The sequence below is a fragment of the Microbacterium sp. GXF7504 genome (genome assembly GCF_054798235.1).
In genome coordinates this window covers 291389-310059 of the sequence record NZ_JBSJZI010000003.1, presented here as the reverse complement: position 1 = coordinate 310059, position 18671 = coordinate 291389, and the positions used below count along the sequence as shown (strand labels likewise).

16 protein-coding genes are annotated in these 18671 nt (G+C 72.9%); 12 read left to right on the top strand and 4 right to left on the bottom strand.

Translation table 11 applies throughout. The features are described 5' to 3' along the window. On the bottom strand, positions 1–1290 hold the full coding sequence (locus ACWAUO_RS08910; RefSeq protein ID WP_460774783.1) for a class I SAM-dependent RNA methyltransferase: 1290 nt from the start codon (positions 1288–1290) through the stop codon (positions 1–3). Positions 1291–1343: 53 nt separating this feature from the next. Here ACWAUO_RS08910 and ACWAUO_RS08905 point away from each other — a divergent pair, with 53 nt between their 5' ends. Both ACWAUO_RS08905 and ACWAUO_RS08900 read left to right on the top strand, forming a co-directional pair. After that, a complete protein-coding gene (locus ACWAUO_RS08905) occupies positions 1344–1991 on the top strand; it encodes a Maf family protein (protein ID WP_460774782.1) in 648 nt (215 codons plus the stop codon). Positions 1992–2068: 77 nt separating this feature from the next. Further along, on the top strand, positions 2069–3832 hold the full coding sequence (locus ACWAUO_RS08900; protein ID WP_460774780.1) for an acetyl/propionyl/methylcrotonyl-CoA carboxylase subunit alpha: 1764 nt from the start codon (positions 2069–2071) through the stop codon (positions 3830–3832). 123 nt (positions 3833–3955) lie between these two features. Here ACWAUO_RS08900 and ACWAUO_RS08895 read toward each other — a convergent pair whose 3' ends face one another. After that, complete coding sequence (locus ACWAUO_RS08895; RefSeq protein ID WP_460774779.1) at positions 3956–5407, bottom strand: NAD(P)H-quinone dehydrogenase; 1452 nt, start codon at positions 5405–5407, stop codon at positions 3956–3958. An 81-nt stretch (positions 5408–5488) separates the two neighbouring features. Between ACWAUO_RS08895 and ACWAUO_RS08890 the strand changes: the two genes are divergently transcribed. From ACWAUO_RS08890 to ACWAUO_RS08880, 3 genes are read left to right on the top strand one after another with little or no spacing between them, the layout of a single operon-like run. Next, positions 5489–6316 (top strand): purine-nucleoside phosphorylase, encoded by an 828-nt coding sequence (locus ACWAUO_RS08890; RefSeq protein WP_460774777.1) that lies wholly within the window; start codon positions 5489–5491, stop codon positions 6314–6316. Beyond that, positions 6313–7977 (top strand): phospho-sugar mutase, encoded by a 1665-nt coding sequence (locus ACWAUO_RS08885; RefSeq protein ID WP_460774776.1) that lies wholly within the window; start codon positions 6313–6315, stop codon positions 7975–7977. The genes ACWAUO_RS08890 and ACWAUO_RS08885 overlap by 4 nt, the downstream gene beginning before the upstream one ends. Further along, positions 7974–8567 carry a GNAT family N-acetyltransferase gene (locus ACWAUO_RS08880; RefSeq protein WP_460774774.1) on the top strand — a complete coding sequence of 198 codons (594 nt, stop codon included), beginning with the start codon at positions 7974–7976 and terminating at the stop codon, positions 8565–8567. Before ACWAUO_RS08885 ends, ACWAUO_RS08880 begins: the two co-directional genes overlap by 4 nt. A gap of 2 nt (positions 8568–8569) precedes the next feature. Here ACWAUO_RS08880 and ACWAUO_RS08875 read toward each other — a convergent pair whose 3' ends face one another. Next, positions 8570–10450: a BglG family transcription antiterminator gene (locus ACWAUO_RS08875; protein WP_460775251.1), complete on the bottom strand. Its 1881-nt coding sequence runs from the start codon at positions 10448–10450 to the stop codon at positions 8570–8572. Between the two features lie 159 nt (positions 10451–10609). Between ACWAUO_RS08875 and ACWAUO_RS08870 the strand changes: the two genes are divergently transcribed. The 7 genes from ACWAUO_RS08870 (at position 10610) to ACWAUO_RS08840 (ending at position 17456) form a co-directional block, all read left to right on the top strand. Beyond that, positions 10610–10921 carry a PTS sugar transporter gene (locus ACWAUO_RS08870; protein ID WP_460774772.1) on the top strand — a complete coding sequence of 104 codons (312 nt, stop codon included), beginning with the start codon at positions 10610–10612 and terminating at the stop codon, positions 10919–10921. Further along, positions 10918–11190: an HPr family phosphocarrier protein gene (locus ACWAUO_RS08865; RefSeq protein ID WP_460774771.1), complete on the top strand. Its 273-nt coding sequence runs from the start codon at positions 10918–10920 to the stop codon at positions 11188–11190. The genes ACWAUO_RS08870 and ACWAUO_RS08865 overlap by 4 nt, the downstream gene beginning before the upstream one ends. A gap of 62 nt (positions 11191–11252) precedes the next feature. Further along, positions 11253–12887: a phosphoenolpyruvate--protein phosphotransferase gene (gene ptsP / locus ACWAUO_RS08860; protein ID WP_460775249.1), complete on the top strand. Its 1635-nt coding sequence runs from the start codon at positions 11253–11255 to the stop codon at positions 12885–12887. Next, the gene (locus tag ACWAUO_RS08855) at positions 12884–14551 is read left to right on the top strand and encodes a PTS mannitol transporter subunit IICB (protein ID WP_460774769.1); all 1668 of its coding nucleotides are present in this window, start codon (positions 12884–12886) and stop codon (positions 14549–14551) included. Before ptsP ends, ACWAUO_RS08855 begins: the two co-directional genes overlap by 4 nt. Positions 14552–14667: 116 nt before the next feature. Further along, the gene (locus ACWAUO_RS08850) at positions 14668–15105 is read left to right on the top strand and encodes a PTS sugar transporter subunit IIA (RefSeq protein ID WP_460774768.1); all 438 of its coding nucleotides are present in this window, start codon (positions 14668–14670) and stop codon (positions 15103–15105) included. Next, positions 15105–16253, top strand: a complete 1149-nt coding sequence (locus ACWAUO_RS08845) for a mannitol-1-phosphate 5-dehydrogenase (protein ID WP_460774767.1) — start codon at positions 15105–15107, stop codon at positions 16251–16253. Before ACWAUO_RS08850 ends, ACWAUO_RS08845 begins: the two co-directional genes overlap by 1 nt. Positions 16254–16802: 549 nt before the next feature. Then, a complete protein-coding gene (locus ACWAUO_RS08840) occupies positions 16803–17456 on the top strand; it encodes a hypothetical protein (RefSeq protein WP_460774765.1) in 654 nt (217 codons plus the stop codon). A gap of 92 nt (positions 17457–17548) precedes the next feature. Here ACWAUO_RS08840 and ACWAUO_RS08835 read toward each other — a convergent pair whose 3' ends face one another. After that, entirely contained in the window at positions 17549–18664 is a 1116-nt protein-coding gene (locus ACWAUO_RS08835) for an adenosine deaminase (RefSeq protein ID WP_460774764.1), read from the bottom strand. Between the last annotated feature and the right edge of the window lie 7 nt (positions 18665–18671).

Below are 18671 nucleotides of genomic sequence, written 5' to 3'. Positions count from 1 at the left end.
CTAATCCCGGCCGGAGACCGGAGTGAGCGTCGTGACGGCCTCGAGGTGGTGCGAGTGCGGGAACAGGTCGAACCCGCGCACGCGTTCTGCCCGGTACCCGGCCTCCGCGAACGCCGCGAGGTCGCGGGCGAGGGCGACCGGGTCGCAGGCGACGTACACGACCGCCCGCGGTCGCAGCCCCGCGATCGCCTTCGCGACCTCGATGCCGGCGCCGGAGCGGGGCGGGTCGAGCACGACGACGCCGTCGGCGAGGCGACCGCGCTCGGCCGGGCTCGCGGTCTCGCCGAGACGACGGATCCAGTGCTCCACCCGTCCGGTCTCGGCACGCGCACCGACCCACTCTGCGAGGTTCGCGCCGGCGTACTCGGTCGCGCGTGCGTCGGACTCGACGGTCGTGACCTTCGCCGCACTCCCCACGAGGTCGCCGACGGCGGCGGCGAACAGGCCCACCCCGCCGTAGAGGTCGAGGTGCCGTGCGCCCGGGTCGAGCGGGCCGAGCGCCCGGAGCTCCTCCGTGACCACCCCGTGCAGCGTCGCCGCCGCGAGCCGGTGCACCTGCCAGAAGCCGCCGGCGTCGAGGCGGAACTCGCGGTCGCCGACACGCTCGACCACGGTCTCGCGGACCTTGTCGGTCGCCCGTGCCTTGTCCGGCCGGGGCAGCACGCGCACCCGCCCGTCGGCGGGCTGGACGAGGTCGATCCGGCCCGGGGCGTGACCGACGAGCTTCGCGGCCGCACGCGCGACGGCCGCGGTCGCCAGCGGCAGCTCGGCGACCGGGACGACCGTGTGGCTCCGGGCGGCGTAGGGGCCGACCCGGCCCTCCTCGTCGACGTGCAGGCTCACGCGGGTGCGCCACCCGGTGCCGTCCTCGCGCTCCTCGGCGAGCACGTCGCCGTCGACGCCGACGATGGACCGGGCGGGCTCGACGGTCGCGGGCAGCTCGAGCCGGCCGATGCGGGTGAGCGCGTCGCGGAGGACGTCGAGCTTGAGGGCGCGCTGACGCGCCAGGGCGATGTGGCCGAAGTCGGCGCCGCCGGGGCGCTCGGGTGCGGGCCGGGACAGGTCGGCCTGCGCCCAGACGTGAGGACGACGGTCGGGCGACGCGTCGAGCACCTCGACCACCTCGCCGCGCCAGAAGGAGGACTTGCGGGTGTCGGTGAGCCGCACCCGGACGCGCTCGCCCGGCAGCGTGTCCGGCACGAACACCACGCGGCCCTCGAAGCGCCCGACGAACACCCCGCCGTGCGCGACGCCGGTGATGTCCAGTTCGATCTCGTCTCCCGCATGCATCCTTCGAGCTTTTCACACCCGGACGCGCGACGGCGGCGCGGTAGCGTGACGGGATGCGCGTGATGCTCGCCTCCACCTCCCCCGCACGACTCATGCTGCTGCGGCAGGCCGGGATCGAGCCGGCCACGATGGCGCCCGACGTCGACGAGGAGGCCGTGATCGAAGCGGTCGAGCACGCGGAGCACCGCACCCTCGCCCCGGACGAGCACGTGCTGCTGCTCGCCCGCCGGAAGGCCGCCGCGGTCGCCGCGGTGGTGGAGGCCGACCAACCGGACTTCGACGGGCTCATCATCGGCGGGGACTCGATGTTCGAGCTCGACGGGGAGATCCTCGGCAAGCCGTACACGCCGGAGGCGGCGACCGCCCGCTGGCACGGGATGCGGGGACGCACCGGCGTGCTCCACTCCGGGCACAGCGTGGTCCGCCTCGCGCCCGGCCGCGCCCCGGCCGAGGCGCACGCGGTGGCCGCCGCATCCGTCACCTTCGCCGACGACCTCACCGACGCCGAGGTGGAGGCGTACGTCGCGACGGGCGAGCCGCTGCTGGTCGCCGGCGCCTTCACCGTCGACAGCCTCGGCGGGGCGTTCATCACCCGGGTCGAGGGCGACCCCTCGACGGTCGTCGGCATGTCGCTGTCCACCGTCCGCGCCCTCGCCGCGGAGCTCGGGGTGCGCTGGACCGACCTCTGGCAGCGCTCGTAGATTCCCGCAAAGGATTCCGTCGGTTCTTGTGGGGTGCGCTCAAAAGAAGCCCCTCCCACCTCGGTAGGCTGGCTCCCATGCCAGAAATCGCCAAGGTCCTGATCGCGAACCGCGGCGAGATCGCCGTCCGTATCATCCGTGCGGCACGTGACTCCGGACGCTCCACCGTCGCCGTGTACGCGGAGCAGGATCGCGACGCCATGCACGTCCGGCTCGCGGACGAGGCGTACTCGCTCGACGGCACGACCGGCGCGGAGACCTACCTCTCCATCGAGAAGCTCCTGTCGATCGCCCGCCGCTCCGGTGCGGACGCCGTCCACCCCGGCTACGGCTTCCTCGCTGAGAACGCCGAGTTCGCCCGCGCCGTGACCGCGGCCGGCATGACCTGGATCGGCCCCTCCCCCGAGGCGATCGAGGCCCTCGGCGACAAGGTCACCGCGCGGCACGTGGCCGAGAAGGTCGGCGCGCCGCTCGCCCCGGGCACCCCGGGTCCGGTCGAGACCGCCGACGAGGTCGTCGCGTTCGCCCGCGAGGTGGGCCTGCCCATCGCCATCAAGGCCGCATACGGCGGCGGCGGTCGCGGCCTCAAGGTCGCCCGCGAGCTCGACGAGGTCGCCGAGCTGTTCGAGTCCGCCACCCGTGAGGCAATCACCGCCTTCGGCCGCGGCGAGTGCTTCGTGGAGAAGTACCTCGACAAGCCGCGTCACGTCGAGACCCAGTGCCTCGCGGATGCTGCCGGCAACGTCGTCGTGATCTCCACCCGCGACTGCTCGCTGCAGCGCCGGCACCAGAAGCTCGTCGAGGAGGCGCCGGCGCCGTTCCTCACCGAGGAGCAGAACCGCGTCCTGTACGAGTCCTCCAAGGCGATCCTGCGCGAGGTGGGCTACGTCGGCGCGGGCACCTGCGAGTTCCTCATCGGCGCCGACGGGACCATCTCGTTCCTCGAGGTGAACACCCGGCTGCAGGTGGAGCACCCCGTCTCGGAGGAGGTCACCGGCATCGACCTCGTCCGCGAGCAGTTCCGCATCGCCGAGGGCGGCCTCATCGACTACGACGACCCGCGACCGAGCGGGCACTCGATCGAGTTCCGCATCAACGGCGAGGACCCGGGCCGGAACTTCCTCCCGCAGCCCGGCCCGATCCACGTGTTCAAGACGTTCGGCGGTCCCGGCATCCGCCTTGACTCGGGCGTCACCGCCGGCGACTCGGTCTCCGGCGCCTTCGACTCGCTGCTGGCGAAGATCATCGTGACCGGCCGCGACCGCGCGGAGGCGCTCGAGCGCGCCCGCCGTGCCCTGGACGAGTTCGAGGTCGCGGGCCTGCCCACCGTGCTGCCGTTCCACCGCAAGGTCGTCCGCGACCCGGCGTTCACCGCCGAGGACGGCGTGTTCGGCGTCTACACCCGCTGGATCGAGACCGAGTTCGACAACGACATCCCGGCGTGGGACGGCGAGCTGTCGGCACCCGCGCCGGTCGAGCCGCGCCACACGGTGGTCGTCGAGGTGGCCGGCAAGCGCCTCGAGGTGAACCTGCCCGACCGCATCGCGGCGCCCGCCGCCGCCGGCCGGCCCGCCGCCGTGCCGCCGTCCCGCCGGTCGCACCAGCGCACCGCCTCGGCGGGCGCGAGCGGCGACGCGGTCACCTCCCCGATGCAGGCGACCGTCGTCAAGCTCGCGGTCGAGGACGGCCAGCAGGTCGTCAAGGGCGACCTCGTCGTCGTGCTCGAGGCGATGAAGATGGAGCAGCCCATCCAGGCGCACAAGGACGGCGTCATCGGCGCGATCGACGCCAACCCGGGCGCGACCGTCGCCGCGGGGCACCGCCTGCTGACGATCAGCTGACGCGGCGGTCGGCGACCGCATCCGAACCTCGCAGGATCGGGCGAACCTCGCAGGATTCGCCGCGCATCCTGCGGGGTTCGCGTGTGTCTGCGGACTTCAGGATGCGGGTGCGCGCGCGGTGCGTCAGTTCTCGTCGCCGGCGTCGGCCTCGATGACGTGCATCGCCCGCATCGCGTCGGTGATGCTGCCGGAGAGCGACGGGTACACCGTGAACACGCGCGAGACCTGATCGACCGTGAGCCGCCGCTCGACCGCGATCGCGATGGGGTAGATCATGTCGGACGCGCGCGGTCCGACGATCACCCCGCCGAGGACCGTGCCGCTGCCCTTGTGGGCGATGATCTTCACGAAGCCGTCCTTGATGCCGATCATCTTCGCGCGCGGATTCGAGGCGAGCGGGAGCTTGCGCACCACGCCGTTGATGAGCCCCGACTCGAGGTCGCGCTCCTGGTACCCGACCGTCGCGATCTCGGGTGCGGTGAAGATGTTCGCCGCGATCCGGCGCTGCTCGAGCGGGATGACCACGTCGCCGAGCGCGTGGAAGACGGCCATGCGGCCCTGCATCGAGGCGACCGAGGCGAGCGGCACGAAGGTGGTGCAGTCGCCCGCGGCGTAGATGTTCGGCACCGAGGTGCGCGCGACGCGGTTCACCCGGACGTTCCCCGCCTCGGTCATCTCGACGCCCGCCTCCTCGAGGCCGATGCCGGCGGTGTTGGGGATGGACCCGACCGCCATGAGGCAGTGGCTGCCGTCGACGATGCGGCCGTCGGCGAGGGTGACGCGCACGCCGTCGCCGGTGTTCTCCACCTTGTCCGCGCGGGCCTTGGAGAGCAGGGTCATGCCGCCGCGCTTGAAGACCTTCTCCAGCACCGCCGCCGCATCAGGGTCCTCGCCGGGGAGCACCTGGTCGCGGCTGGAGACGAGCGTCACCTTCGAACCGAGGTTCATGTACGCGGATGCGAACTCGGCACCGGTCACGCCCGACCCGACGACGATGAGGTGCTCGGGCAGCGTCGTCATGTCGTAGAGCTGCGTCCAGGTGAGGATGCGGACGCCGTCGGGCTTCGCGTTGGGAAGCTGGCGCGGCGACGCGCCGACCGAGACGACGATCGTGTCCGCCTCGATGCGGTCGAAGTCGGTGCCGTCCGGGCCGGTGGAGACGACGACGGCGTTGCGGCCGTCGAGGCGACCGTGCCCGGCGATGATGCGCACGCCCGCCTCGACGAGCGAGGCGCGCATGTCGTCGGACTGCTGGCGGGCGAGGGCGAGGAGCCGCCGGTTCACCGCGGCGAGGTTGATGGCCACCTCGGGCTTCAGGGGCTTGCCGTCGCCGCCGCGGGCGAACAGCTGCACGCCGAGGTCGGCCGCACCGGAGATGGAGACGGCCGCGTCCGCGGTCGCGATGAGGGTCTTCGAGGGCACCACGTCGGTGATGACCGCCGAGCCGCCGACGCCGGCACGCTCGACCAGGGTGACCTCGGCGCCCAGCTGGGCGGCGGCGAGGGCCGCCTCGTACCCTCCGGGACCGCCGCCGATGATCGCGACTCGTTGGGCGTGTTCGAAGCTGAGCGACATGCCGTCCATTCTCCCCCGGGCGTCGCCGCGACGCACATCGGTTCCCCCGGACCCGGCGACGGCGGTCCTAGAGTTGTGGTCATGTCCAGCCAGAATCCCCTCGACGACCCGGCCGCCGACCCCTTCGAGATCGCGCGGCGCGCCGCCGACGACATCGCGCGCCTGAGCGGCGTCGACCGCCACGACATCGCCCTCACGCTCGGCAGCGGCTGGGGCAAGGCGGCCGACCTCATCGGCGAGACGACCGCCACGATCCAAGCGACCGAGGTCACCGGGTTCAGCGCGCCGGCCCTGGAGGGACACGTCGGCACGCTCCGCAGCGTCCGCACCGCGGACGGCCGTCGGGTGCTCGTCATCGGCGCCCGGACCCACTTCTACGAGGGCCACGGCCCGCGCCGCGTCGTGCACAGCGTGCGCACCGCCGCCGCGACCGGTGCGAAGACGATGGTGCTCACCAACGGCGCCGGCGGCATCAAGCCCGACTGGACGCCCGGACAGCCGGTGCTCATCAGCGACCACATCAACCTGACCGGCTCGTCGCCGCTCGAGGGCGCCACGTTCATCGACCTCACCGACCTGTACTCCGCGCGCCTGCGCGAGATCGCCCGCTCGGTCGACCCGACGCTCGACCAGGGCGTGTACTGCCAGTTCCGCGGGCCGCAGTACGAGACCCCGGCCGAGGTGCAGATGGCGAAGCTCATCGGCGGGCACATCGTGGGCATGTCCACGGCGCTCGAGGCGATCGCGGCACGCCAGTCCGGCATGGAGGTGCTCGGCTTCTCCCTCATCACGAACCTCGCCGCCGGCATCTCCCCCACCCCCCTCAGCCACGCCGAGGTCATCGAGGCGGGCCGCGAGGCGGAGCCGGTCATCTCGGCGCTGCTCGCCCGGGTCATCGAGGCGCTGTGAACGCGCTCCTCGAGGCCGCGCGGGCCTGGCGCGACCAGGACCCGGATGCGGTCACCCGCGCCGAGCTCGACACGGTCATCGAGCGGGTCGAGGCGGGCGACGAGGCCGCATCCGCCGACCTCGCCGACCGCTTCGGCACCCGGCTCGCGTTCGGCACGGCGGGCCTGCGCGGCAGGCTCGGCGCCGGCAGCAACCGCATGAACCGGGTGCTCGTGGCCCAGGCGGCCGCGGGACTGGCCGGCTACCTGCTCGAGCAGGCCGCACCCGGCACGACCCCGAGCGTCGTCATCGGCTACGACGGCCGTCGCAACTCCGACGTGTTCGCCCGCGACACCGCCGAGCTCATGGCCGGCGCGGGCGTGCGGGCCGTGCTGCTGCCGCGACTGCTGCCGACCCCGGTGCTCGCGTTCGCGGTGCGCCACCTCGACGTCTCCGCCGGGGTCATGGTCACCGCGAGCCACAACCCGCCCGACGACAACGGGTACAAGGTGTACCTCGGCGGTGCGGACCAGGGCGCCCAGATCGTGCCTCCCGCCGACGGCGAGATCGCCGCCCACATCCAGCGGGTGGCCGACACGTTGCGGGTCGACGAGCTCCCCCGCTCCGACGCCTACGAGACGGCGCCCGAGTCCGTCGTCGCGGCGTACGTCTCGGCGACGGCGGCGGTCGCCCCCGCCCCGGCGGGCGCCGCGGGACTCACCTGGGTCTACACCGCGATGCACGGCGTCGGGTGGGAGACGTTCTCGCGCGTGCTGGAGCAGGCCGGCTACCCGGCCCCGGTGACGGTCGACGCGCAGCTCCACCCCGACGGCACCTTCCCGACCGTGGCCTTCCCGAACCCGGAGGAGCCGGGCGCGATGGACCTGGCGTTCGAGACCGCCCGCGCCGTCGACGCCGAACTCGTCATCGCGAACGACCCGGATGCCGACCGGCTCGCGGTGGCCGTCCCGGATGCCGACGCCCCCGGCGGCTGGCGCCGCCTCACCGGCAACCAGATCGGCCTCCTCCTCGGCTGGCGCGCCGCGCGGCAGGCCGCACCGGGCGACGCCCTCGCGTGCTCCCTCGTCTCCTCACCAGGCCTCCAGGCGGTCGCGGAGCACCACGGACTGGACTTCCACGCCACGCTCACCGGGTTCAAGTGGATCTCGCGCGCACCCGGCATCGTGTTCGGCTTCGAGGAGGCGCTCGGCTACCTCGTGAACCCGGGGACCGTCCGCGACAAGGACGGCATCTCCGCCGCCGTCGCGATGCTCGGGATGGTCGCCCAGGCACGCGCGGAGGGCCGGACGGTCGCCGACCTGCTCGACGAGTTCGACCGCACCTTCGGCGCGTACGCCAGCGACCAGATCTCGGTGCGCGTCGACGACCTCGCCGTGATCGGCCGCATCATGTCGGCCCTGCGCGCGACGCCGCCCACGCACGTCGGCGCCGTCACGGTGGCCCGCGTCGACGACCTGCTCACCGGCGTCGACGGCTTCCCGCCCGGCGACGTGCTGCGACTGTGGCTCGACGACGGTTCGCGGCTCATCGTGCGCCCGAGCGGCACCGAGCCCAAGCTCAAGCTCTACCTCGACGTCCGCGCCGACGACCCGCACGAGGCGGCGGCCCGCCTCGCCGCGCTGTCCGCCGGGGCGCGGGAGCTGCTCGACCGGGTCTCGTGAACGCGTTCGCCGAAACGCCGGTGCTCGAGAACGACCTGGTGCGCCTCGAGCCGCTCGCGCTGTCGCACACCGCGGATCTGCAGGCCGCGGTCGCCGACGGCGAGCTGTGGCGCACCTGGTACACACGCATCCCCGCCCCGGGCGACATGGCCGCGGAGATCCGGCTGCGCCTGACCCGGCACGCCGCGGGCGAGCTCGCACCCTGGGCGGTCGTGGACCGGCGGCGCGGCGTCGCGGTCGGGATGACGACCTACCTGCACCTGGAGCCGGCGAACCGCCGGCTCGAGATCGGGTCCACGTGGCTCGGCCGCGCGGCGCAGGGCACCGGGATCAACCCGGCGGCGAAGCTGCTGCTGCTCGAGCGCGCGTTCGACGTGCTCGACTGCATCGCGGTCGAGTTCCGCACGCACTGGCACAACCACCAGTCGCGCGCCGCGATCGCCCGGCTCGGCGCCAAGCAGGACGGGGTGCTGCGCAACCACACGGTGTGGACCGACGGCACGCTGCGCGACACGGTCGTGTTCTCGATCCTCGACACCGAATGGCCGACCGTGCGGACGGCGCTCACCCACCGGATCGCGGGACGCTGACCTCAGCCGTCGATGACGGCGACCAGCTCGTCGAGGAAGGCCGAGAAGTCGGTGCCGCGCCGCACGATCCGCTGCACGCTGTCGCGCTCGCTGAACACCTCGACGAACTGCTCGAACACGGTCTGGAACGCCTCGCGGTCGGTCTCGGAGAACGCGGTGAACGCGACGACCTGCACGCGGCCGCTCCCCCACGGGATCGGCGGGTCGGCGATGCCGACCGCGATGGCGGTGCGCGCGGCGGTCATGCCGAGGGCGTGCGGCACCGCGAGCGCGTCGGTGAACGCCGTGGACGACAGCCGTTCCCGCTCGACCGACCGCTCGATGTAGTCGTCGTCGATCACGCCCTGTGCCGCCAGCATCCCGCCGAGCGTGCGGATGACGCCCTCCTCGCCGTCGCCCGGGTCCAGGCCGTGCACGAACGCGGCCGGGTCGACGTACCGCTCGAGTTCGGCGCGCAGTCGCGCGAGCCGGCGGGCGCGACGGATGCGGCCGGCGGCCGTCTGCACCCGCTCGACGTCGGCGGGGGTGAGGAACGGCTGGATCCGCACGATGCGGTCGCCGGGGATGGGCGGGTCGATCGTGGTGAGGACGAGATCGGTGTCGATCGTCGCCCAGTCGGGGTCGGCCCGCGTCTCCACGCCGACCACCTCGATGGCCTGCCCGAGGGAGCGGTCCACGCTCGAACGCAGCAGTTCGTGCAGCTCGTAGTAGCCGGGGCACACGATGGTGGCGCTGAGGAGCTGGTCGGCACGGCGGCTGCGCTCCAGCTGCCCGCCCACGTGCATCGCGATGTACGCGATCTCGTCGTCGAGCAGCGGGATGTCGAGGCGCTCGTGGAGCCGCGAGGCGATGTACACGGCGACCTCGAAGATCATCGGGTAGCTCGACTTCAGTGAACGCGTCAGCGGGTTCCGCGACCACGCCTGCTCCCTGGCGCGGGCACGCAGGTTCTGCACGTGCAGCGCGAGCCGGTGCACGAACTCGGGGGCGACGATGTCGACCAGGAACTCGGCGGCCGCCTCCTGCACGACCTCGCTGACGACCCGCTCGACGGTCGCGTCGACCGGCGGACGCTGCTCGGCGGCGCCGGGGGTCACCACCCGGGTCAGCACGAGCGTCGCCAGGTGGTGCAGGTCGCCGGCGCCCAGCCGCACCCCCAGGTGCTCCCGGGTGAGCCGGTCGAGCACCGCGGCGACCGTCTCCTGGGCCGGGGCGGGCGCCTCGCCGCTGTCCTCGAGCGGCCGCCCGGCGCTCACCCGGTCGGCGGCGATGCCGATGTGCATGATGACGTCGGCGATGCCGTACTCGTTGACGAAGTAGCCCATGCCGGCGAGCTGCGCGACGAGGGCCTCCTTGAACGGCCCGAACGCGCGCGGCGCGACCGATCCGTCGCCGAGGGTCCGCCGGAGGGCCTGCAAGTCGAACGCACCCTCGTCCATCTCGTCGTGCGCGAGGCGCGACAGGAGCCGCCGCGTGGCGCCCTCGGAGCCCACCAGGCGGGCGCGGGACGCGGAGCGCTCGAGCGTCAGCTCGGTGCCGCTGAGGAGCCCCCGGATGCGGGCGAGGTCGGCCTCGACCGTGGCGCTGGAGACGAAGAGCTCGTCGGCCGTCTCGTGCACGTCGATGCCGTCCGCCCGGTCCGACAGCGCACGCACGAGGGTGTGCAGCCGGTCGCGGGGCGTGGCCGCATCCGCGCCGGCCTGCAGCGCCGTCGCGGCCTCCGTACCCGCCCGGTACCCGCGCGGCCCCGACTCGACCGCGCCCGGCACGCGCGCGTTCACGGCGGTGACGTAGGACCGGATGCTGCGCGGGGTGACGCCGAGGGCGTCGGCGAGCGCCGAGGCCGTCCGCCAGTCGTTCTCGCGCACGAGCAGGGCCAGCATGCGGTCCTGTCGCACTCGCGTCACGTCGCCTCCGATCCGTCGGTCCATTCCACCACGGGCCGACCGGCGGGGCCCGGACTTTCCGGAGGGGCGGAAGAAGGTCTGGTTGTCCGGCTCTCGGCGGTTTCCCAGGATGGAGGGGATGAAGGAGGCGGATCGATGAGGATCCTCGTGGTGTGCGGCGCGGGCGCGTCGAGCACGTTCGTCGCGCAGCGGCTGCGCGCCGCGGCGCAGGCCGCCGGGCTCGACGTCGACGCCGCCGCGGTGTCGCGCACGACGCTCTCCTCACGCCTCCCCGGCGCCGACGCGCTGCTGATCGGCCCCCACCTGCCCGACCTCGACGAGGTGCGCGCGGAGGCCGAACGGCTGGGCGTGCGCGCCATCACGCTGCCGGACGACGCGTTCACCGACCTCGACGGCAGCCGCGCCCTCCGACTGATCACCCCCACCCTGAGCGAAGGACAACCATGACCGCCACACGCACCGTCCGGATCGGTTCCTCCCACGGCCTGCACGCCCGCCCCGCGAAGCTGTTCGTGCAGGCGGCGAAGGAGTCCGGCCTCCCGGTGACCATCGCCAAGGACTCCGGCAAGACCGTCGACGCCACCAGCATCCTCGGCGTCATCTCGCTCGGCATCGACCAGGGCGACTACGTCACCCTCACTGCCGAGGGCGACCGCGCCGAGGCGGTGCTGGACGACCTCACGGAACTGCTGACGACCGACCACGACGCGGCGTGACCGTGCGACGCATCCACGGAGTCGGCATCGGCCTCGGGGTCGCCCAGGGCCCGGTCGCCCGCATGGCCCAGCCGCTCCCCGCCCCGACCGACGAGCCCAGCACGATCGGCGCCGACGCGGAGACCGCCCGGGTCACCGAGGCGCTCGCGGCCGTCGCCCGTGAACTCGAGGCGCGCGGCGAGCAGGCCGGCGGCGACGCCCAGGACGTGCTCGAGGCCCAGGCCATGATGGCCGAGGACCCGACGCTCATGACCGAGGTGACCGAGCGCCTCGCCACCGGGGCGACCGCGGAGTGGGCCGTGCACGACGCGTTCGGGGCGTTCCGCGAGACGCTGAAGGCCGTGGGCGGCTACCTCGGCGAGCGCGCCGCCGACCTCGACGACGTCGCGCAGCGGGTCATCGCCCGGCTCCGAGGCGTCCCCGCGCCGGGCGTCCCCGACCCCGGGCATCCGTTCGTGCTCGTCGCGACCGACCTCGCCCCCGCCGACACCGCACTGCTCGATCTGGAGAAGGTGCTGGCGCTGGTCACCAGCGAGGGCGGGCCGACCTCGCACACCGCGATCCTCGCGCGCCAGCAGGGCATCGTCGCCGTCGTGGGCGCCGCCGACGCGGTGGACCTCGGCGAGGGCGGGACGGTGATCGTCGACGCCGCGGCCGGCGTCGTCACCGCCGACCCCGAGGCGGAGGAGCTCGAGCGCGCCGCCCGCCGCGCCGCGGACCGCGCGTCCGCCGCATCCGCCCCCATCACCCCCGGCGCACTGGCCGACGGCACCTCGGTGCCGCTGCTGGCGAACCTCGGCGACGCGTCGGGCGCCGCGCAGGCGCGCGAACTCGGCGCGGAGGGCGTGGGCCTGTTCCGCACCGAGTTCCTGTTCCTCAGCTCCGGGAGCGCACCGACCGTCGCCGAGCAGCGCGCGGCGTACGAGCAGGTGCTCGCCGCGTTCCGGGGCACCAAGGTCGTCGCCCGGGTGCTCGACGCCGGCGCCGACAAACCCCTCGCGTTCCTCAACGACGCGCACGAGGAGAACCCCGCACTGGGCCTCCGGGGCCTCCGCGCCCTCCGGGCGAACGAGGACATCCTGCGCGAGCAGCTCACCGCCCTCGCGGAGGCGGATGCGGCGGTGCGCGCGAGCGGCGAACCGGCCGACCTGTGGGTCATGGCGCCCATGGTGTCCACGGTCGAGGAGACGCGGTACTTCGTCGACATCGCCCGCGAGTACGGCATCCGCACGGCCGGCGTCATGGTGGAGGTGCCATCCTCGGCCCTGCTCGCCGACCGCATCCTGCCCCACGCGGACTTCGCCTCGATCGGCACGAACGACCTCACCCAGTACGCGCTGGCCGCGGACCGGCTGCTCGGCTCGGTCGCCGGGTTCCAGGACCCCTGGCACCCGGCGGTGCTGCGGCTCGTGCAGGAGGTCGGACGCGCCGGCGCCGAGACCGGCACCCCGGTCGGCATCTGCGGCGAGGCCGCCGCGGACCCCCTGCTCGCGGTCGTGCTCGTCGGGCTCGGCGCGACGAGCCTGTCGATGGCGCCGACCGCCCTCGCAGACGTGCGCGCGAGCCTGCGCGCCCACACGCTCGACGATGCGCAGCGCATCGCCGAGGCAGCACTGGCCGCCGACGGCGCGGCCGAAGCCCGGGAGGCGGCCCGCCGGGTCGCGACGGGTCACCCAGAAGGAGAGACACAGCCATGACAACGGCGTCAGACACCGTCAAGAAGCCGGGAGGAGCCCGCGTCGCCGTCCAGCGGTTCGGCACCTTCCTCTCCGGCATGATCATGCCCAACATCGCCGCCTTCATCGCATGGGGCTTCATCACGATGCTCTTCATCGCGGTGGGGTGGCTCGGTCAGTGGTACCCGGTCGCCGACCTGCTCGGCGGCTTCGGCAACGCCGACGAGATCGGTTGGGCCGGGGCCATGACGGCCCTCGCCGAACTCGAGGACGGCGGCACGTTCCCGCAGTACGTCGGCCTCGTCGGGCCGATGGTCACCTACCTGCTGCCGCTGCTCATCGCCAACACCGGCGGCCGGCTCGTCTACGGCGAGCGCGGCGGCGTGGTCGCCACCATCGCGACCATGGGCGTCATCGTCGGCACGAACATCCCGATGTTCCTCGGCGCGATGATCATGGGCCCGCTCGCGGCCTACCTCACCAAGCAGATGGACCGCATCTGGGACGGCAAGATCCGGCCCGGCTTCGAGATGCTGGTGAACAACTTCTCCGCCGGCATCCTGGGCATGCTGCTCGCCATCGTCGGGTTCTTCGTGTTCGGCCCGGTGATCCTCGGGATCAGCGGGGCGCTCGGCGTCGCGGTGGGCTGGCTCGTCTCGCTCAACCTGCTGCCCCTGCTGTCGATCATCGTCGAACCGGCGAAGGTGCTGTTCCTGAACAACGCCATCAACCACGGCGTGTTCACCCCGCTCGGCATCGAGCAGGCGGTCGAGAACGGCAAGTCGATCCTGTTCCTCATCGAGGCGAACCCCGGCCCCGGCCTCGGCCTCCTCCTCGCGTTCACGTTCTTCGGGGTGGGTGCGGCGAAGGCCTCCGCGCCCGGCGCGATCATCATCCAGTTCTTCGGCGGCATCCACGAGATCTACTTCCCGTACGCGCTGGCCAAGCCCATGACGATCCTCGCCCTCATCTCGGGCGGCGCGACCGGCGTCACCACGAACATGATCCTCAACGGCGGGCTCGCCTTCCCGGCGGCGCCGGGCAGCATCATCGCGGTCACCGCCGCGGCGGCGGGTCCGGCGGCGGGCGGCATCACCAACCTGCTCGTGGTGTACCTGTCGGTCGTGCTGGCCGCGGCCGTCACGTTCCTCGTGAGCGCGGTGATCCTCCGCGCGAGCCGCAGGCGCGACCTCCTCGCCGAGGGGGACGCGTTCGGCGCGGCGATCGCGCAGACCGAGGCGAACAAGGGCAAGTCCTCCGCGGCCATGGACGCGCTGCGGGTCTCCACCGGCGACGCGCGCGCCGAGCGGGATGCGGACGAGGCGATGGACCGGCTCGAGACCGAGGCCGAGACCGGCGGCCGTGCCGGCGGCGGCACCCTCACCGACGCGCCCCCGGTGCGCACGATCGTGTTCGCCTGCGACGCCGGGATGGGGTCGTCCGCGATGGGCGCGAGCGTGCTCCGCAACAAGATCAGGAAGGCCGGGATCGAGGACGTCACGGTCACCAACAAGGCGATCGCGAGCCTCGACGACAGCGCCGACCTCGTGATCACGCAGAACCAGCTCACCGACCGCGCACGCCGGCAGACGCCGAACGCGATCCACGTGTCGGTGGACAACTTCATGAACTCGCCGAAGTACGACGAGGTCGTCGGCCTCGTCGTAGACCAGCACCGCGAGTGAGACACCGCGGCGGGCCGGGCGCACACCCCGGCCCGCCGCATCCGTTGGATCCGATGCATCCGATGCATCCGATGGATTCGATGCAAACCGATGCATCCGATCAGGAAGGACAGATCATGGCAGGCGAGGTTCTGAACGTCGGGCAGGTGCGCATCCACTCCGGGTCCGCGACCCCCGAGGAGGCGATGCGCGAGGCCGCCGACATGCTCGAGGCGGCCGGTGCCGTCACCGGCGACTACTACGACGCGATGCTGCAGCGCGAGCGCACGGTGTCGACCTACATGGGCAACGAACTCGCGATCCCCCACGGCACGAACGAGACGAAGGACGCGATCCTCGCGTCGGCGCTCGCGGTCATCCGCTACGACGGCGGTGTCGACTGGGGCGGGGAACCCGTGCGCTTCGTCATCGGGATCGCCGGCCGCGGCGACGAGCACCTCGAGATCCTGTCGCAGATCGCGCTGCTGTTCTCGGACGAGGACGAGGTCGAGCGGCTGAAGACCGCATCCACCCCGGAGGAGCTGTTCACCATGCTCTCGGCGGTGAACGGCTGATGAAGGCCGTCCACTTCGGCGCGGGCAACATCGGCCGCGGGTTCGTCGGGCTGCTGCTGCACGAGGGCGGGTACGAGGTCGTCTTCTCGGACGTCGCGAGCGACCTCGTGGCCGCGCTCGAGGCGGCCGACCGGTACACCGTGCACGAGGTGGGCGACGGGGGCGCGGACGTCGAGGTGACAGGGTTCCGCGCCGTCGACAGCGGCGCCGAGCCGGAGCGGGTCGTCGCCGAGATCGCCACGGCCGACGTCGTCACGACCGCGGTCGGCCCGAACGTGCTCCGCTTCGTCGCCCCCACCCTGGTCGAGGGGCTGCGGGCGCGGGACGCGTCGCTGCCGCCGCTGCAGGTCATGGCCTGCGAGAACGCGATCGGCGCGACCGACACGCTCCGCGGGCTCGCCGCATCCGCCGCCGGCGACGACTGGCCCGCGCTCGAAGGCCGGGCGGTGTTCGCGAACACCGCCGTCGACCGCATCGTCCCGGGCCAGCCCGAGGGCATCGGCATCGACGTGGTGGTGGAGCCGTACTTCGAGTGGGCGATCGAGTCGGCGCCGTTCGGCGACCGGCGCCCGACGATCCCGGGGGCGCACTTCGTCGCCGACCTCGGTCCGTACATCGAGCGGAAGCTGTACACCGTGAACACCGGGCACGCCGCGACCGCGTACTACGGCGCACGTGCCGGGGTGGAACGGATCTCGGACGCCCTCGCCGACCCCGCCATCGCGCACGCCGTCTCGGCGACGCTCGCCGAGACCTCCGCGACGCTCATCGCCAAGCACGAGTTCGCCCCGGACGAGCTCGCCCGCTACCGCGAGACGATCATCGGTCGCTTCCGGAACCCGGAACTGCCCGACACCGTGTGGCGGGTCGGGCGTCAGCCGCTGCGGAAGCTCTCCCGCCGCGAACGCTTCGTCGGGCCGGCCGCCGAGGCCGCCGAACGCGGGCTCCCCGTCGACGCGCTCGTGGCGACCATCGCCGCCGCGCTCGAGTTCGACACCCCCGACGACCCCGAGTCGGTCGAGCTGCAGCGGAAGCTGCGCGACCTCGACGCCGACGCGTTCACCGCCGAGGTGACGGGCCTGGAGCCGCAGCATCCGCTCTTCTCCCCCGTCCGCGCCGTCGTCGCCGCCCGCCAGTCCGCCCTGTAGCCCCGTCCCCCCTCCCCCGCGAGACCACATCTTCCGCGCGAGACCACATCCGTTTCGTGAGTGAGCACCCGATCAGGTGCTCATTCGCGAAACAGGTGCGCGCTCGGCCGTTCCTCCCCAACGGCGCGGGCGAGGTGCGGTGTGCACGGGACGCACGCCCGGACCGGTACTGGGACTGTCGCAGCGCAGTGTCGACGCATGGAGTTCGCACCCGACCATGACGCTCGCGTCGTCTTCACCCGGACAGACGTCCTCCGACGCGGCGTCACGGACGACGACATCATGCACGGGATGCGGCGCGGGGAGCTCGTTCGTCTCCGGCCCGGCGCCTATGCCACACAGATGGAGTGGCGGGAGCTGTACGCCGAGGATCGAATGCGTGCGGATGCGGCGGCATACCTGGACGCCACACGCGGCGGGCGAGTGGTGTTCTCGCACCAGACCGCCGCCGCGCTGCATCGTATCCCTCTCCTGCGCACCCGCCATGGACCCGTGCACGTGTGCTGCGACGGGCCCGCACGTTCGACGGCTCGGGTGATCCGGCACCGGATGCCGCTTCCGGACGCCGACGTCCTCTGGAGCGCGGACGGACGCTACGGTGTGACGGCGGTGTCGCGGACGTTGCTGGACCTCTGCGCCACGGTCGGCGTCGAGGCCGCCGTCGCCGCCGCGGATGCCGCACTCCGCGCACATGCGGTGCTGCCGGGTTCCCGATCCCTCGACATGAATGCGGCCGAGGCGCTGCGCGCGGAGCTCTCGGCGCGGGTGGCCCGAGCGGCAGGGCACCGCGGCATCCGGACGGCCAGGTTCGTCACCGACTTCGCCGACGCCCGGGCCGACAGTACGGGCGAGAGCCTCTCCCGGCTGTACCTCCATCAGCTCGGGTTCCCGCCGCCCGGGCTGCAGGTCCCTGTGCCGGGACCCGCCGGTGTGATGTACGAGGTGGACTTCGACCTTGAGACCGTGTGGGGCGAGTTCGACGGCGCGGCGAAGTACGACGACCCCCGTTACCTCCGCGGCCGGACGCCCGCGCAGGTCGTCGTCGACGAGAAGGCGCGCGAGGACTGGATCCGGGGCACCACCGGCAAGCGCATCATCCGGTGGGGGTTCGAGCACCTCGCCGACGCTCACACCCTCGGCCGACGGCTCGCCGCGTTCGGCCTCACCCCACCACGCGCGAAAGCGCACCCGTTTCGCGAGTGAGTACCTGATCGGGTGCTCACTCGCGAAACGGATGCGCAGTCGGCGAAGGGACGAGGGGACCGCGAGCAGGGAGGGATGCGGGGGCGGGCCCGCTAGCGGTCGAAGCCGTCGGTGATGAGGTCGATGAGCTCCTCGCGCTCCTCCACCGGGAGGAAGGCGCCGGCGGCGGCGTTCAGCTGGAACCGCTCCAGGTCGTCGAGGCCGTAGTCGAAGGTCTCGGCCAGGAGAGCGAGCTCGCGGGTGAGCGAGGTGCGGCTCATGGTTCGGTTGTCGACGTTCACGGTCACCGCGAAGCCGAGCTGGTAGAGCAGGTCGAAGGGATGGTCCTGCGCCTCCTCGCCCCACGCCGCGATCGCACCGGTCTGCAGGTTCGACGACGGCGAGAGCTCGAGCGGGATCTCCCGGTCGCGCACCCAGCGGGCGAGGTCGCCGAAGGTGACCTCCACCGTGTCGCCGGCACGGGCCACGACCTCGAGGTCCTGCGCGATCCGCACGCCGTGGCCGAGCCGCAGCGCGCGCCCGTCCAGCAGCGCCGACCGGATCGAGTCGAGTCCGGCGGCCTCCCCCGCGTGGATCGTCACCGGGAAGAACCGCTCCGCGAGGAAGTCGAGCGCCTTCTGGTGCCGCGACGGCGGGAACCCGTCCTCGGCGCCGGCGAGGTCGAAGCCGACGACGCCGCGGTCGCGGAAGCGCACCGCGAGCTTGGCGATCTTCAGCGACTGGTCGGTGTGGCGCATCGCGGTGAGGATCTGACCGACGCGGATGTCGTGGCCGCGGTCGGCCGCCGCATCCTCACCCTCCTCGATGCCCTCCTGCACGGCCTCGACCGCCTCGTCCAGCTCGAGCCCGCCGATCAGGTGCTGTTCGGGCGCCCAGCGCACCTCGCCGTAGATGACGCCGTCCTCGGCGAGGTCCTCGACGAACTCACGCGCCACGCGCACGAGCTGGTCGCGGGTCTGCATGACCGAGGTGGTGACGTCGAACGCGGTCAGGTACTCGGTGAGCGAGCCGGAGTCGGTGCGCTCGGCGATCCAGTCGGCGAGATCGTCCGGGTCGCGCTCGGGCAGGGCGACGCCGGTCTCGCGGGCGAGTTCGGCGATCGTGTCGGGCCGCACGGCGCCGTCGAGGTGGTCGTGGAGCGAGACCTTCGGGAGGCTCCGGACGGACACGCCGTCGAGTTTCGCGTCGCCGTACTGGTCGATGGGCATCGGGGGT